Origin of the sequence: Bacillus sp. SN1 (assembly GCF_002796895.1) — a bacterium.
Taxonomy (GTDB): domain Bacteria; phylum Bacillota; class Bacilli; order Bacillales; family Bacillaceae; genus Bacillus; species Bacillus inaquosorum.
In genome coordinates this window covers 202,316-217,705 of record NZ_PHIE01000002.1, presented here as the reverse complement: position 1 = coordinate 217,705, position 15,390 = coordinate 202,316, and the positions used below count along the sequence as shown (strand labels likewise).

Below are 15,390 nucleotides of genomic sequence, written 5' to 3'. Positions count from 1 at the left end.
GTATCTTCCCTTAAGATACAGGAGCGGATCAAATTCGTCTATCCCAATGGCGGTGTGCGGCGACGGCCTCGATAAACGCCTTGCTGAAGGCGGTGTAGTCCGCTTCATCTTTCGCAGTCACGATGCCCGGCCCCTCTGTTGTCCCGACAGCTGATTGAAGAAGATCAATTCCTTCGTTTGCTGCACCGATCGCCTTATAATGGTTGTATGCTTCTCTGATAAACGCCATCGCTTGTTTGTTGCCTTTTAACTCCGGTCCTCCTGCGGCATAGACAGCATCATACAGAACAGAATCAGCCGTCAGGAACGTGCCGCCGGCCTCAAGCTGCTGTCCGGTGCCGCTTGTGATGTACCCCAGCGTTTGGCTGATGATATCCGCTGTGATCCCTTCTTGCTTTAAGGCGTCCAGCACTGTTTGCAGCTCTTTTTCATGGAATCCGTTTCCGGCGAGAACAGCGACTTTTCTCGTTGACGCTGTTTTCACTGTACGGGCTTGGCTTAACGCAGGTGAGGTAAGAATTTCTTTTGATGCTTTCCGTTTCGCCGGCGGCGCCACGCCCACTCCTTTGGCGATTTCTTCTGCTAAGCCTGTATCCACATTGCTGAAGACGTCAACGACCTGCCGCTGCACGTCCTTGCTTTTGACCTTCCCGACCTCAAAGCAGAAGGCAGAGATGATGTGCTGTTTCTCGACAGGAGACATACTGTTCCAGAACAGCTTCGCCTGTGAGTAATAATTGTTGAAGCTGTCGCTCCGCTGGCGGATTTTTTTGCCCTCGACTTTCTCCTGATAGTGGACGTAGCCGCCTTCTTCGGCTGTCGCTGGCGACGGGTCATTGTTTTGCAGAGAGTTTTTATGATAAGCGACCGGCCCCTTATTGATCGTCATCCGGTGATAGCCGTCATATTGATTGTTATGGAACGGACATACCGGCCGGTTAATCGGAAGCTCATGAAAGTTCGGACCGCCAAGACGGATGAGCTGTGTGTCGGTATAAGAGAAAAGCCGTCCCTGCAATAGCGGGTCATTGGTAAAATCGATGCCCGGCACGACATTTCCCGGGTGGAATGCGACTTGTTCCGTTTCCGCAAACACATTATCCTGGTTACGGTTCAGCGTCATTTTCCCAATGATCTTCACCGGTACAAGCTCTTCCGGCCACAACTTTGTCGGATCAAGGATATCAAAATCAAATAGGAATTCATCTTCTTCATCAATCATCTGCACGCCGAGCTCATATTCAACCGTGCCGCCGTTTTCAATCGTTTCCCACAGGTCGCGGCGGTGGAAATCAGGGTCTTTCCCGGCAATTTTCTGCGCTTCATCCCATACGAGAGAATGCACGCCGAGCACCGGCTTCCAGTGGAATTTCACAAAACGCGCCTTTCCTTGTTCATTGACAAATCGGAACGTGTGAACGCCGAAGCCTTCCATCATTCTGTAACTGCGAGGGATGCCTCTGTCAGACATCGTCCACATCACCATGTGAGCCGACTCAGGGTTATTGGCGACAAAATCCCAAAACGTATCATGGGCAGTCGCGGCCTGAGGCATTTCATTGTGAGGTTCAGGCTTAAACGCGTGAACCAAATCCGGAAATTTGATCGCATCCTGAATGAAAAACACCGGGATGTTATTTCCTACAAGATCATAGTTTCCTTCTTCAGTATAAAATTTCGTCGCAAAGCCTCTGGCGTCCCGCACTGTGTCTGCGGAGCCTTTAGAACCCGCGACCGTCGAAAATCGGACAAATACCGGTGTTTTCACTGAAGGGTCCTGAAGAAATTTGGCCCGTGTATACTCGGTCATCGGCTCGTAAACCTGAAAAAAGCCATGCACGCCATACCCGCGCGCATGCACAACACGCTCCGGAATCCTCTCATGGTCAAAGTGCGTCATTTTCTCCCGGAAGTGAAAATCCTCCATCAGCGTCGGGCCGCGAACCCCGGCTTTTAACGAGTGCTCATCCTCTGACACCCGCAAACCTTGGTTTGTCGTCATTTTCTTCCCGCCGTTATCGACCCTGTACTGCTCAAGCTGCTCGTCCTTTGAGTGTTCATTTACACGTTTGTTTTGATCATCATTCATGTCTGTTCCCCCTTTTTAAAACGAAACATTCTACAGCACATTTACCCGTGGCATTCTTCATATAAACTGCTAATCCGCTCAATAGGATTTTAGGTCTACATATCAGGATGAGGTCATACATTTTGAAATAAGCCTTCTTCTCAAAAAGAAAATGTGGAAGCGCTTACTAAAAATGTGCTGTTAAATGGGGGAGGTCATATCGTGCTTGCCATACTCGGTTTTGTGATGATGATTGTCTTTATGTACCTTATTATGTCTAACCGGCTTTCCGCTCTTATTGCGTTGATTGTTGTTCCTGTTGTGTTTGCCCTGATCAGCGGATTTGGAAAAGATCTTGGCGAGATGATGATTCAGGGCGTAACAGACCTCGCTCCTACCGGCATCATGCTGTTATTCGCCATCCTTTATTTCGGCATTATGATTGACTCAGGTTTGTTCGATCCTCTCATTGCAAAAATCCTTTCGCTTGTCAAAGGAGATCCGTTAAAAATCGCCGTCGGCACCGCGGTTCTGACGATGACCATTTCGCTGGACGGAGATGGGACAACAACCTATATGATTACCATTGCGGCGATGCTGCCTCTTTACAAACGGCTCGGCATGAACCGTTTGGTATTAGCGGGAATTGCAATGCTCGGTTCTGGGGTCATGAACATTATTCCGTGGGGCGGGCCGACAGCGAGGGTTTTGGCTTCCTTAAAATTGGACACGTCGGAGGTCTTCACGCCGCTGATTCCCGCTATGATCGCCGGCGTTCTCTGGGTGACCGCCGTTGCTTATATCCTCGGAAAGAAAGAGCGAAAGCGGCTCGGCGTCATTTCGATTGAACACGCGCCGTCCTCCGATCCGGATGCAGCGCCGCTTAAACGTCCCGCTCTCCAATGGTTTAACCTGCTGCTGACTATCGCTCTGATGGCCGCTCTGATCACCAGCCTGCTTCCGATCCCTGTTCTTTTTATGATCGCGTTCGCCATCGCCTTGATGGTCAACTATCCAAATGTCAAAGAGCAGCAGAAACGGATCTCGGCGCATGCGGGAAATGCGCTAAACGTTGTTTCCATGGTGTTTGCGGCAGGTATTTTCACAGGCATTCTCTCCGGCACAAAAATGGTCGATGCGATGGCACATTCTCTCGTTTCACTCATCCCTGATGCCATGGGCCCGCACCTGCCGTTGATCACCGCCATTGTCAGCATGCCATTCACCTTTTTCATGTCGAATGACGCCTTTTACTTCGGTGTCCTTCCCATCATCGCAGAAGCCGCATCCGCTTACGGAATAGACGCTGCTGAAATCGGAAGGGCCTCCTTGCTGGGCCAGCCGGTGCATCTGCTCAGCCCGCTTGTGCCTTCCACCTATCTATTGGTCGGAATGGCAGGCGTCAGCTTTGGCGACCATCAAAAATTCACTATCAAATGGGCCGTGGGGACAACGATTGTCATGACGATTGCGGCGCTTTTGATTGGGATTATCTCGTTTTAATAAGAAAAGGATTTCCGCTGGCGGAAATCCTTTTGTTCTGTATCATCCGAAAACCCAAGATCAAAATATATATCACATAGGATATTTTGAGTGAATAGAAGATATTCATGCCAACAACTTCTCACTACAATCATAAGAGCCTGGCTATATTGAGGCAGCATGCTCTTATCACATTTGACATTATTTTTTTGTATAACGCACCCAGTCGTAGTGAGCGTATAGCGGTGTTACACCATTGTAGGAACCGAGCCATTCATCGACACCCGTACCATTCCACAAGTTCATCATGATCTTTCCAGGTGTTGTCGGAATTTGGCTTGTCGCAGTATGTTTTAATTGCCCATCGACATACCATTTAATAGAGTTTGGCTGCCAATCGAACGCGTACGTGTGATAGGCATTGGCTGCATCAAAGCCGAGATCCACAACCTTCTCATGGTTTCCTGCACCATTTGTATAATAGTTAAATTGAACCTTTGTTGTGTCTTTTCCTAAAAATTCGATATCAATCTCATCCCAAGGCGTTCCATCCGTTGGGCCTGTGTATGTGAAGAACGATGAAACGATCCCTGTGTTTTTAGCTGGTTTCATTCTGACTTCATAAAGTCCATAGCCATATGTTTGAACAGAGCGGTTTTCCCCGCAGTCAAACTTGTTATAAGATGGACTTGTTAGCGCCAAACGCATTTCACCTAATGACGTCATGGATACGTTATTTGCACGCCAAGTGCAGTTGAACATATTTCCATTCGAATAACCATTTGCTTTTTGCCATAAACCGGAGTTATAGCTGTTAAAAGGGTCAAAAAACGATCCACCTGTTTGAGCCGAGGCAGTAGAAGTGATTGCAGACAAACTCATAAACAATCCAGTGACAAGAAGCAACAACACTCGTTTCATACGATAAGACATGTTGGCATTCCCCTTTCTTCGAAAGCGTTTTCTTTACCGATCATACATGATTCTTTTAAAAGGGAACATCGGTCATAATAATGATAATAACGAATCCTAGAATCCTGTAACTATCACTTTTAGATTGATAATTAATTTGGCTTTGCAACCCAACTTTAACAAAATGAAGATGATGAGATGTATCAAATTCAATAAGTAAGAACATGTTTGGTATTCCTTCTTCAACGCTGCGATATGAACAGGAAGGAATTCTTCCGAAAATTAAACGGATGCAAGCGGTCATAGTAATGACTGTTGCCAGACAAAATCCAGGCGATCCGTGTTCGATCTGACGAAGTGCCGAAGAAAAACATATCGTCAGCATTATTCGTCAAGACAGATGAAGTATCAAATACTTGGTCTTCTGGAAGACATTTATGAATCAATGTTCATAATTTTTATATTGTTAACTACCCTTCAACACTTCACCGTTTGAAGCAATCACCTCTTTATACCAATAAAAGCTTTTCTTGCGGATTCGGCGCAGATCGTTCAGATCAAATTCATCACGGTTGACGTAAATGAAGCCGTAGCGTTTCGAACAGCCTTGGTGCGTAGAAATCAAATCAATGGCTGACCATGGGGAGTAGCCGAACACATCCACACCGTCTGTGATGGCCCATTGAATTTGTTCGATGTGCTGTTTTAAATAATCAATGCGGTAATCATCATTGACCGTATCATTTTCTTCTAATTGATCAAAAGCGCCAAGCCCGTTTTCTGTGATGATCAATGGCAGCTGGTAACGGTCATAGATTTCTCTCAGCGTGGAGCGGAAACCGACCGGGTCAATCTCCCAGCCAAAGTCATTTTTCTTCAAATGCGGGTTGCTGCTGCCGCGGTAGACACCGTCTTCTCCCGTTTTCAAATGCTGGTCTCCTCCGCGTGCCACTTCATCCGATCCGTCGCCTTTGCTCGCTGCCGCTGTTTGAGAGGTGTAGTAGTTAAAGGCGATAAAATCAGGTTTCGCAGATTGCAGAATCTCCATGTCACCATTTTCAATGACTGGCGTATAGCCTTTTTCTTTCATATAAGCCCACGCCGTCGTATTGTAGCGCCCATGAACTGCCATGTCTAAATAGAGCCAGTTCCGAATCGCATTATAGTTGAAAGCCGCCACAATATCCTCCGGTTTTGAAGACGCTGGGTAGATGAGCGCGATATTCGGAGCAGGGCCAATTTTGGCTTCCGGCAGCATGTCGTGGCAAAGGTTCATGGCTTTTGCCTGCGCCACCAGCATGTGATGATTTTGCTGATACAGCTCTTTTTTCGGGTTTTTGAGATTCGGGTCAAGTGTGCCTAAAGCGCTGCCATGAAGGATCATCATGTTTTGTTCGTTGATGGTCAGCCAGTACTTCACACGGTCACCGAAGTGCTCAAACAACACCTTGGAATACCGTTCAAACGCATCAATTGTGGCTCTTTGCGACCAGCCGCCTTTTTTCTGCAGGGCATTCGGCAGATCAAAGTGATACATCGTAACAATCGGCTCAACCTTATATTTGAGCAGCTCATCAATCAGGTTGCTGTAAAATTCAATTCCCTTTTGATTGATGTCTCCGTCACCGTCAGGGATTACCCGTGTCCATGCAATGGAAAAACGGTATGCTTTAAAGCCCATTTCAGCAAACAGCGCAACGTCTTCTTTATAGCGATGGTAATGATCGCTGGCAACTTTAAAATCAGTTGTTCCCTCAGGATAGCTGTCGCGTGCGTCAATCACTGACGGGCCTTTTCCATCTTCATTCCACGCGCCTTCCACTTGATAGGCAGAGGTCGAAGCGCCCCACAAAAAATTCTCCGGAAATGCTGCAAGTGTTTTATAGTTCATTGTCTGTTCCTCCAATGGTTTTAGATTAAAGAAAAGATTCTTTCTTCTATTTTGACTTGCTTTTGATCTGTTTGAATGACGTCGGTATATTGATCTGCGTTTGTGATGACGATCGGCGTGTTCATGTCAAATCCCGCCTTTAGTAAGTCATCCAGGTCAAATTCAGCAAGCAAGTCTCCTTGTTTGACGGTTTGTCCCTGTACGACCTTAGGATAAAAGTGCTTACCCTCCAGCTTCACCGTATCAAATCCGAGATGAATCAGGATTTCCGTTTCCTGATCGGTTACCATGCCGAATGCATGGCCAGTCGGAAAAACGGTTGATATCACGCCATCCGCTGGTGCGACGAGTCTGCCTTTCTCCGGCAAAATCGCTATTCCCTTTCCGAGTGTCTCCGATGCAAACACTTTATCCTTCACTTCTGTTAGCGGAACCACTTTTCCTTCTAAGGGGCTGCTGATCTCTTCACGGCGGACTGCGGGTGCAGATGGCTCTGTTTTGATATCTGTTTGTTCTGCAGGGTCTTCAAACCCGACAATATACGTTAGGATGATTGATAGAATAAAAGATACCGAGATTCCTAAGATAAAACCGGTAAAGCCCTGTCCGTAGAAAATCGGGATCGTCAATAGACCGGGTGCGCCAGAAGCGATGGCGACGCTGTGAGCCTGCCCGATAATCGCCCCGCCAACGGCCGCACTAATGACACCGCATACAAAAGGTTTTTTCAGCCTAAGCGTGACGCCGTAAACGGCCGGTTCTGTAATGCCAAAAATCCCTGTGACAGCAGCGGAACCGGCAAGCGCCTTTAATTTTTTGTTTTTCGTTTTCAGCATGACACCCACAGCAGCTCCTGTTTGTGCAAATACAGCTGCCGCTGTAGCCGGTTTGATCGAATCCTGTCCATTGACCGCAATGTTATTTAAAATGACCGGCACAATCCCCCAGTGGATGCCAAAGATGACGAGAATCTGCCAGAGTGCCGCGATCACAGCGCCGGCCAGCATCGGGTTAAAGCTGAAGATGGCCAGAATCGCAGACGCGATGGCATTTCCTGCGTTTACACCAATCGGGTCGAAGACAATTAATGTGAGCGGCACAATGGTTACCAAACAAATCAACGGGGTGATGAAGGTTTTCACACTGTCATGAATCACCCGGTTCAAATACTTATCAACATAACTCATCACAAAAATCGCCAGAAGGATTGGGATCACAGTTGACGTATAGTTCATTAACACGACTGGAATCCCGAAAAAGTCCGTTTCCGCATTGCCGTTCTTCAGCTCAATGATCGTTGGATAGATAAGCGCCCCGGCAACCGTGACAGAAACAAATAGATTCGCGCCAAACTTTCGGGCAGCGGTAATGGCCAGCAAGAGCGGAAGAAAATAAAACAGGCTGTCCGCAGCGGCATACAGTATCGTATAAGTGGTTTCCTCTGGTTTGAGCCAGCCGGCATTTGTACATATCATCAGCAGGCCCTTTAAAATTCCCGCTCCCGCCATCACGCCAAGTAACGGAGTAAAAATGCTCGATACGATATCAACAAGCCGTCCGAACAGATTTCCTTTCTGGGCAGAACGTTCAGCTCGGTCATCATTCAGCAGATGAGATATTCTTCCAATCTCTTGATACACCTCTGAAACGTGATTGCCGATCACGACTTGAAACTGTCCTCCGCTTTCCACTACAGTTACGACTTCATCCAAAGCTTCGATTTTATCTTTATCTGCTTTCGATCGGTCGTTTAGTGTAAAACGCAGGCGTGTCGCACAATGTACAAGGGAACGCACATTTTCTTCCCCGCCAACCAGCTGTAGTATATTTTTTGCCGCTGCTTGAATCCCCATTTTCCTCTCATCCCTTCTGCTAAAAAATAAAAAACCTAAACTACCCCTATCGCAATAGGAACAAGTAGTTTAGGTTTTGCCTGCCTGACCAGTAACAATCCTATGAAACGCCATCATTCGTTTTTTTCTGTAAAACGCCGTCATCACCCTCCCTCTGAAAAAAATAAAAACCTAAATTACCATCAGCACAGACAGAGATGATCCGCACTCATTGTAATTTAGGTTTTGCCTGCTTATCAGTAACAATCCTAATATCACCGTATGTTGAATGTAAGAAAAAATTAACACAAGAAAATAAAAATGTCAACGCTTTCATTATGTTTGTTTGACGACCCTTTCTATGTGAATCGTTAAATACAGCAGTTCGTCACTGGTGAGCTTGTGTTCATACTCCTGCTCAATGTAGGTTTGGATTTTCTTCGTGCATTCATACGCGCGATGGTACTTTTCTTTCACCGTCTCCAGCAAAAAATCGTCCTGGCTTTCCATGTGTGTGCCGTTAAAAAGACGCTGCGCGAAAAACTTTAAGTGGGTGACAAACCGATAATAGTGAAGCGATTCTTCGTTGAAATCAATCTTAAAATGGTATTTTACAATACTCAAAATCTCTTGCATGACTTTTGTAATGTTGATGATATTGGGCATCTCTTCATTCAGCTCGGCATTTACGATATGCAGGGCAATAAAGCCTGCTTCATCCTCCGGCAGAGACACGCCAGTCTTGTTTTTTACCATTTCCAGTGCTTCTTTGCCGATCGCAAATTCGTCTTTGTACAGCCGCTTTGTTTCCCACAGCAAGGCGTTTTTGATATCAAGCCCTTTCTGATTGCGCTGGATGGCAAAGTTAATATGATCGGTCAGCGACACATAGATGCTGTCATTGAGCTTTTTGCCGAGCCGGAGTTTCGCATAGCTGATAATCTCTTCGGATACTTCCATACACTCGATCGGTATATCATACAAAAGGGTTTTGAATTTTTCTGATACATCCTTGTTATCGAGCGTAAACACCTTCTCAATGCGGCCTTCATCGACATCATCGCCGGACTTTTTCTGGAACGCGAGCCCCCTGCCCATGATGACCAATTCTTTTCCCTGTTCATTGACCACGCTAATCACATTATTGTTGATCACCTTCGCAATTTTCATGACATGTCCCTCCAATCAACTAAGAACAGACTACACCTTGATTGTACATTCTTTTTGTACTAGGTCAATATCATCAGGGAAAGAGCGGGGAGCAGTTCAATATAATTCACTCAGCACCGGCTGCCCGGGCTGTTTTTGAAGCAGCGCCTCCAGATGGCGTTCAAATGATTCTTTGTCAGCTCCCTGCTTCTTAACAATGCTGTTCATGATGTTGACGCTTTCGGCGCTGTATTGCGTATATTGTTTTTTCAGCTGATCCAGCTGCTGTCTTGTCTTCTTCGCGTTTTTCGGTGTGACTTGGCTGATGAGTTCGATCATACTGTCTGTGATCTCAAAAAAGGCGTCTCTATTTTCTTTTAGCTGCTGAATGTCGTTGCGGCTCTTTTCTTGATTGCGGGTTTTTTGAAGCAAAGCGAAGGCCTCGCTGTTTTGTTTTTTGAGCGGTTTGTTTTCGAGTTGAATCGATTCAAGGTTCTCCTTCGCAATGTCTGCCTCTTCTTCAGTCACGCTGCTTCGCACGAAGTATTCAGGGTTGCCGATTCCATAATCAAATGCTTCGCTTACGTGTATCATGGAACTGAATACAACGGCAAGCTGCCTATCGCTCGGGAGGGCCCGGAAGTCCTGTTTCTTCTTATTGCTCATCGGTTTGACTGCGGTTTGGTTTACCATCTTTTGATCACGATCTGCAAACGTCTGAGCCTCACCTTCACTTTCGCATGCGCTCATCGCAAGAACTGTGACCAGCAGGCTTATACACAAGCCTATTCGCCTCATGCTTTGTCTCCTCTCTACTGAACCTCTTCTGGAAAATACGATAAAATATAGTTAAATGGTACCAGATAAACCTACACCCAACAATAAATCAAAAGTATGATTTGAAGAGCAAAAACATAAACATTTTGTAAAAAATGACGCCAATTCCATTCTTTTCAGGCCTATTTCTCGTACAATAGAAGTATCGTTACCGGAGAGGGGCTCTGATGATGAAACGTTTTACGAAACAAGAAAACAGCTGGGTTTTATATGACTGGGCGAATTCTGCTTATTCGATTGTGGTGACCACTGCAGTGTTTCCGTTATTTTATAAATCAGCGGTTGCGGAAAGCGGTGTCAGCGCTGCCCAATCGACTGCCTATTTAGGCTATACCATTGCAATTTCAACGTTTATTCTTGCGATGCTCGGGCCGATTTTAGGCACGATCGCCGACTATGAAGGATGCAAAAAACGGTTCTTCAGTTTCTTTGTGTCAGCCGGTGTCGCCAGCACCGCGATGCTTGCCTTTATCCCAAGTGAACATTGGCTGCTATTGTTGCTGTTTTATACGATATCGGCTATCGGTTTTTCCGGCGCCAACGTGTTTTATGATGCCTTTCTCGTTGACGTCACTTCAGAAAAACGGATGAATCTCGTCTCTGCACGGGGTTTTGGCTTAGGATACATTGGAAGCACGATTCCCTTTATCATCAGCATTGCTGTCATCCTGCTTGCACAAGCAGAGACGATTCCGATGTCCGTATCTGCCGCAAGCCAACTGTCCTTTTTCATAACGGCTGCCTGGTGGGGGCTGTTTACCATCCCGATGCTGAAGCATGTCCATCAGCGCTATTACATCAAAAGAGAACCTCATATCGTCATCAACAGCTTTAAGCGGCTCGGCCAAACGATGAAGCGGATTAGGCAGTACCGGGCGCTGTTCCTCTTTTTGCTTGCTTATTTCTTTTATATCGACGGAGTCGGCACGATTATTACGATGTCGACTTCCTATGGATCTGATTTAGGGATCAGCCCCACAAGCCTCCTGATCATCCTGTTTGTCACCCAGGTCGTCGCCGCGCCGTTTTCCATTGTATACGGAAAATTGGCAGAACGCTTTACGGGAAAAACAATGCTGTACGTTGGGATCGTTATTTATATGATTGTCTGCGTGTACGCCTATTTTCTGGAGACAACGCTTGATTTCTGGATACTGGCCATGCTTGTCGCCACCTCGCAGGGCGGCATTCAAGCTCTGAGCCGTTCTTATTTCGCCAAGCTCGTGCCAAAGCGCCACGCCAATGAATTCTTCGGTTTCTACAACATTTTCGGAAAATTCGCTTCGATTATGGGGCCGCTGCTCATCGCCGTGACAGCCCAGCTGACCGGGAAATCCTCGACTGCGGTGTTCAGCCTGATCATTTTGTTTGTGATCGGAATCGTCATCCTCGCCTTTGTGCCGGAAGAGAACAGTGCCGATGTCAGCCAGCAGCAAAATGACCTGCCCCTTTAACCGGGAGCAGGTCATTCATCATTTATTCGCTTTATTCACCTTGAGCTTTTTCCCTTTGACGGTTGTATTCTTCATCGCTTTGAGAACATGAGGGCCTTTTCCGTTTAAAATCTCCACGTAAGAGGCGTTATCCATGATCGTGATAATACCGATGTCATCAGCTGACACACCATCAATTTTGGCAATCGTTCCTACAAAATCAACGGCTCTGATTTTCTTTTTCTTTCCGCCGTTAAAATACAGCTTCATAATGTCTTTATTCAGCTCTTCGCTTTTGTCCTTTTTGGTTTCCGGACGGTCATTCAATTTAGCTAGAAATTCAGGTTTCTTCTTTGCCACTTCCTCTTGAGAAGGGGCTTCTATTTTTTGAATTGCAAATCCGATATATTCTTCTATGTCGGCTAAAAACCGTTTTTCGAAGGCCGTGACAAACGAAATGGCCTTTCCTTTGTTTCCTGCACGCCCCGTCCGGCCCGTACGGTGGACGTAGCTTTCCTTTTCAAGCGGTAGATCATAGTTGATGACAAGGGAGATATTTTCAATATCAATCCCGCGCGCGGCGACATCTGTCGCGACTAGGTACCGATACTCGCCCCGTTTAAATTCATTCATGACGTCGAACCTGTCTTCCTGAATCATTCCGCCGTGAATTTTATCGCATGGATACCCTAAGTCATCCAATTCATCGGTCAGCTGATTGACATGCTCTTTCGTCCGGCAGAAAATGATACAGCTATCGGGATTCTCGGTCATCAGCACATCTTTCAACAAAGGAAACTTATTCTCTTCTCGTACTTGAATCACCGCATGTTCAATATTTCTGGTGGTTAGTCCGGCCGCTTTGATTTCAATATGCTCCGGGTTTTGCATGTATTGACGGCTTAATTTCTCAATATCCTCCGGCAGCGTCGCCGAAAACAGCATCGTCGTGCGGTCAACCGGAAGATGCTTGATAATCGCCTCCACCTGCTCGATAAAGCCCATATTCAGCATCTCATCGGCTTCATCAATGACCAAATAGGAGAGACGGTCTAACGGCAGCGTGCCCTTTTCGATATGATCCAAGACACGTCCCGGCGTGCCGACAACAATGTGGCTTTTTTGCTTAAGCTCAGCTTTTTGTTTGTCAAAGGATGATTTTCCAAACACGGCTGTCGCTTTGATTCGTTTAAATCGTCCGATGTTCGTGATATCCTCTTTTACTTGCACTGCAAGCTCACGGGTCGGTGTTAAAATAAGCGCCTGCGGCTTGTTTTCATCCCAATCCGCCAGCTCACAGAGAGGAATCCCGAATGAAGCCGTTTTCCCGCTTCCCGTCTGTGATTTGACGACAAGATCTTTTCGTTCAAGGGCAGCGGGGATCACGCTCTGCTGCACCTTGGTCGGTTCTGTATATCCCAGTCCTTCTAATGCTCGTAAAATGTCATGACTGATTTGATAGTTTTTAAAATGACTCATGTATAAACTCCTGTCTCTTGCAGATGTTCTCATTATACTCTAATTGGCGAAGGCATATGTGTTTTGCCGAAAAATGACGTGTTAAAAGCCATCGATTCCCTGGCGTTTTAACTCCTCAACAGCCAGTCGCGCCAGTGCGTCGGCTCCCGCGCGGTTCGGATGCAGCGTATCTCCGTCCATGTATAACGCGAGTGTTTTTTCCGGACCGATTGATGTAAAGTACGCCGAGCTGAGGACATTCAAGTCAATGAGGTGCGTTTTTTCCTCTTCGGCTAAAGCCAAAATAGAAGCCCTGTACCATCGGTTTACAGACGTATGGATGCCTTCAGAAGTAAAATCTGTCGCCCGGCCCTGTGGTGTTGATAGGATGACTTCCGCACCCTTCGCTTTCACCTGACGGATCATATCACGCATAATCTCCTTAAACTCCGCTTCGGATTCATTATGCTTCGGATTTGTGTCATTAATGCCCAGCTGCAAGATAAAATAATCACCCGGTTTGATGTACTTCAAGATCGCCTCGAGCTGACCGTCATTTCGAAACCCTCTCGCGATCTGCCCGCCAGACGCCATGTTTCTCACTTGAAAGATATGCTTATCGATATAGTGAGGTAGCATCTGCCCCCAGCCCGCCTGCTTGCTGCTGTTGAGCGGATAATAATTGCACACCGTCGAATCGCCGCCGACATAGATGGTTCGATTCGTCACCGGCTGATCAGACAATTTCTTGATTTTCAAAGCGCTGAGTGTAAAAGCGGTGCCTGCCTTCCCCTCTGTCACCAGCAGATTCAGTTGCCCGTCGGTGACAGGAATTTGGAACGTATCCTCCGCACCGTCACCTGTCATATTGATGACCTGAAACACACCCTCCGCTGCCACACTGGCCCTTGCTGTATTGCCAAGCGTCACCTTCACCTCGTAAAGACCGTTCGGAAGATCCACATTAAACGTATTGCCGCTTTTCGTCCCATACGTCAAAAATTGGACCGCATCACTCTTCACACCAGTCCCGGACGCCGCCACATTCTTTATATTCTCCGGTGTTTGAAAACCATAGCCCTTTGACAGATCATAGCGGTCAGATGCCCTAACACCTATGTAACCAGGCTCAACCGAACCACTTCCAAAATCAAACTGATACACCTTCGGCTCCGCAGCTTTCATACTCTCAATCCCGCCAAACCCCAGCATCAACATCATCGCAAAACCCGCCGCTATCCATTTTTTCATCAAGAAACCCCCCTCTATGAAAACGCATACATTAATGCATACTCGGTGATTGTTTCTTTATGATGGCTGAAGGCAGAAAAAAATTGCGTTGACAAATGAAAAGGAAGATTTTATTATATCAATAAGTGATATATCATTTATTGATATAGGAAATGAGGTGACCACTTGCCAAAGCAACGTCCGCAGGAAATGGATCAGCTTACTGATCCAGCCTATTATATTGTCTTAACATTGCTGGAACCAAAGCACGGATATTCGATCATGCAGGAGATTCAGGACATGACCGATGACTCCTTCACGATCGGCCCAGCTACCTTATATACATTGTTAAAGAAATTACTGCAAGAAGAAATCATTGAGCTTGTCAACAATGAAAACCCGCGCCGCAAAGTGTACCAAACCACCTTGCACGGCCAAGAATTACTCAAAAAAGAAATTCAGCGCAGAAAAGTGATGGCTGAACACGGGGAACGCGCTTTTCAACAATTGAAAGGGGATTAATCATGAAACAGAAAAAATATATGATGTCTGAAGGATTGGCGTTTTCAGAAGAAAAGGATATGAAGAGACTAAGTGATATGGCCAGCAAAGGATGGGTGCTCGATTCTTTTGCGTTTATGGGGTATAAGCTTAGAAAAGCTGAGCCGCGGAAGTTGATCTACAGCTTAGACTATCATGCCGTCGATGATGACAGCATGGATGAGTACCTTGAAATATTCGAAAATGCCGGATGGGAGCATGTTTGTTCTGAATACACCACACATATCTTTGCCGCCGTACCCGGAACGAAGCCGATTTACTCCGACCGTTCCACCATGATTGATAAATACAAACAAAGTGAATATACCCTTCGCTATATCACATTGTTTATGCTCTGTCTTACTGCAGCTTTCACTGTCATCAGGAGTATGCTTATTTCTGCTGAAGCTTCCATACTTAATAACACCATACACATCCTTTTTATCTTTCTCATCGCCATCACTATTCCGGCTACCCTTACTTACGCAGCCGCTGTCTTTAGAATTTGGCGAGTCAAACGAAGAAACCCCAACCTTGAGTGAAGGCTGGGGTTTTGCT

The 15,390-nt window shown here is 46.3% G+C and carries 12 protein-coding genes; 4 read left to right on the top strand and 8 right to left on the bottom strand.

Features of this window, described 5'->3' with window-relative positions; all coding sequences use genetic code 11:
- Positions 1-28: 28 nt before the first annotated feature.
- Positions 29-2,089, bottom strand: coding sequence for a catalase (locus CVV77_RS09815; RefSeq protein WP_100275283.1), 2,061 nt, complete (start codon positions 2,087-2,089; stop codon positions 29-31).
- A gap of 201 nt (positions 2,090-2,290) precedes the next feature.
- Here CVV77_RS09815 and citH point away from each other — a divergent pair, with 201 nt between their 5' ends.
- The gene (gene citH, locus CVV77_RS09810) at positions 2,291-3,571 is read left to right on the top strand and encodes a citrate transporter CitH (protein ID WP_084995528.1); all 1,281 of its coding nucleotides are present in this window, start codon (positions 2,291-2,293) and stop codon (positions 3,569-3,571) included.
- A 180-nt stretch (positions 3,572-3,751) separates the two neighbouring features.
- Here the strand turns inward: citH and bglS are convergent, their stop codons facing one another.
- The 5 genes from bglS to CVV77_RS09785 all read right to left on the bottom strand — a co-directional run bounded on the left by bglS (position 3,752) and on the right by CVV77_RS09785 (position 10,132).
- Entirely contained in the window at positions 3,752-4,483 is a 732-nt protein-coding gene (gene bglS, locus CVV77_RS09805; protein WP_100275282.1) for a beta-glucanase, read from the bottom strand.
- Between the two features lie 445 nt (positions 4,484-4,928).
- Positions 4,929-6,353, bottom strand: a complete 1,425-nt coding sequence (locus CVV77_RS09800; protein WP_100275281.1) for a glycoside hydrolase family 1 protein — start codon at positions 6,351-6,353, stop codon at positions 4,929-4,931.
- A 20-nt stretch (positions 6,354-6,373) separates the two neighbouring features.
- Positions 6,374-8,206, bottom strand: coding sequence for a beta-glucoside-specific PTS transporter subunit IIABC (locus CVV77_RS09795; RefSeq protein WP_100275280.1), 1,833 nt, complete (start codon positions 8,204-8,206; stop codon positions 6,374-6,376).
- Between the two features lie 315 nt (positions 8,207-8,521).
- Positions 8,522-9,355, bottom strand: a complete 834-nt coding sequence (licT, locus tag CVV77_RS09790; protein ID WP_100275279.1) for a transcriptional antiterminator LicT — start codon at positions 9,353-9,355, stop codon at positions 8,522-8,524.
- A 96-nt stretch (positions 9,356-9,451) separates the two neighbouring features.
- Positions 9,452-10,132: a hypothetical protein gene (locus tag CVV77_RS09785; protein WP_100275278.1), complete on the bottom strand. Its 681-nt coding sequence runs from the start codon at positions 10,130-10,132 to the stop codon at positions 9,452-9,454.
- 206 nt (positions 10,133-10,338) lie between these two features.
- Between CVV77_RS09785 and CVV77_RS09780 the strand changes: the two genes are divergently transcribed.
- A complete protein-coding gene (locus CVV77_RS09780) occupies positions 10,339-11,625 on the top strand; it encodes an MFS transporter (protein ID WP_100275277.1) in 1,287 nt (428 codons plus the stop codon).
- Positions 11,626-11,643: 18 nt separating this feature from the next.
- On the opposite strand, the gene dbpA is transcribed toward CVV77_RS09780, so the two are convergent.
- Both dbpA and CVV77_RS09770 read right to left on the bottom strand, forming a co-directional pair.
- Positions 11,644-13,083 (bottom strand): ATP-dependent RNA helicase DbpA, encoded by a 1,440-nt coding sequence (gene dbpA / locus CVV77_RS09775; RefSeq protein ID WP_100275276.1) that lies wholly within the window; start codon positions 13,081-13,083, stop codon positions 11,644-11,646.
- Between the two features lie 81 nt (positions 13,084-13,164).
- Positions 13,165-14,313 (bottom strand): rhamnogalacturonan acetylesterase, encoded by a 1,149-nt coding sequence (locus CVV77_RS09770; RefSeq protein WP_100275275.1) that lies wholly within the window; start codon positions 14,311-14,313, stop codon positions 13,165-13,167.
- A 165-nt stretch (positions 14,314-14,478) separates the two neighbouring features.
- Between CVV77_RS09770 and CVV77_RS09765 the strand changes: the two genes are divergently transcribed.
- Together CVV77_RS09765 and CVV77_RS09760 are read left to right on the top strand one after the other, a co-directional pair.
- Entirely contained in the window at positions 14,479-14,814 is a 336-nt protein-coding gene (locus CVV77_RS09765; protein WP_100275274.1) for a helix-turn-helix transcriptional regulator, read from the top strand.
- Positions 14,815-14,816: 2 nt separating this feature from the next.
- A complete protein-coding gene (locus tag CVV77_RS09760; protein ID WP_084995508.1) occupies positions 14,817-15,374 on the top strand; it encodes a DUF2812 domain-containing protein in 558 nt (185 codons plus the stop codon).
- The last annotated feature ends 16 nt before the right edge of the window (positions 15,375-15,390 follow it).

Bases quoted from the DNA above. Each gene is read 5' to 3' on its own strand.
- CVV77_RS09780 (WP_100275277.1), top strand. From the start codon at position 10,339: ATGATGAAACGTTTTACGAAACAAGAAAACAGCTGGGTTTTATATGAC.
- CVV77_RS09815 (WP_100275283.1), bottom strand. From the start codon at position 2,089: ATGAATGATGATCAAAACAAACGTGTAAATGAACACTCAAAGGACGAG.
- CVV77_RS09770 (WP_100275275.1), bottom strand. From the start codon at position 14,313: ATGAAAAAATGGATAGCGGCGGGTTTTGCGATGATGTTGATGCTGGGG.
- bglS (WP_100275282.1), bottom strand. From the start codon at position 4,483: ATGTCTTATCGTATGAAACGAGTGTTGTTGCTTCTTGTCACTGGATTG.
- CVV77_RS09785 (WP_100275278.1), bottom strand. From the start codon at position 10,132: ATGAGGCGAATAGGCTTGTGTATAAGCCTGCTGGTCACAGTTCTTGCG.
- licT (WP_100275279.1), bottom strand. From the start codon at position 9,355: ATGAAAATTGCGAAGGTGATCAACAATAATGTGATTAGCGTGGTCAAT.
- dbpA (WP_100275276.1), bottom strand. From the start codon at position 13,083: ATGAGTCATTTTAAAAACTATCAAATCAGTCATGACATTTTACGAGCA.
- CVV77_RS09760 (WP_084995508.1), top strand. From the start codon at position 14,817: ATGAAACAGAAAAAATATATGATGTCTGAAGGATTGGCGTTTTCAGAA.
- CVV77_RS09800 (WP_100275281.1), bottom strand. From the start codon at position 6,353: ATGAACTATAAAACACTTGCAGCATTTCCGGAGAATTTTTTGTGGGGC.
- CVV77_RS09795 (WP_100275280.1), bottom strand. From the start codon at position 8,206: ATGGGGATTCAAGCAGCGGCAAAAAATATACTACAGCTGGTTGGCGGG.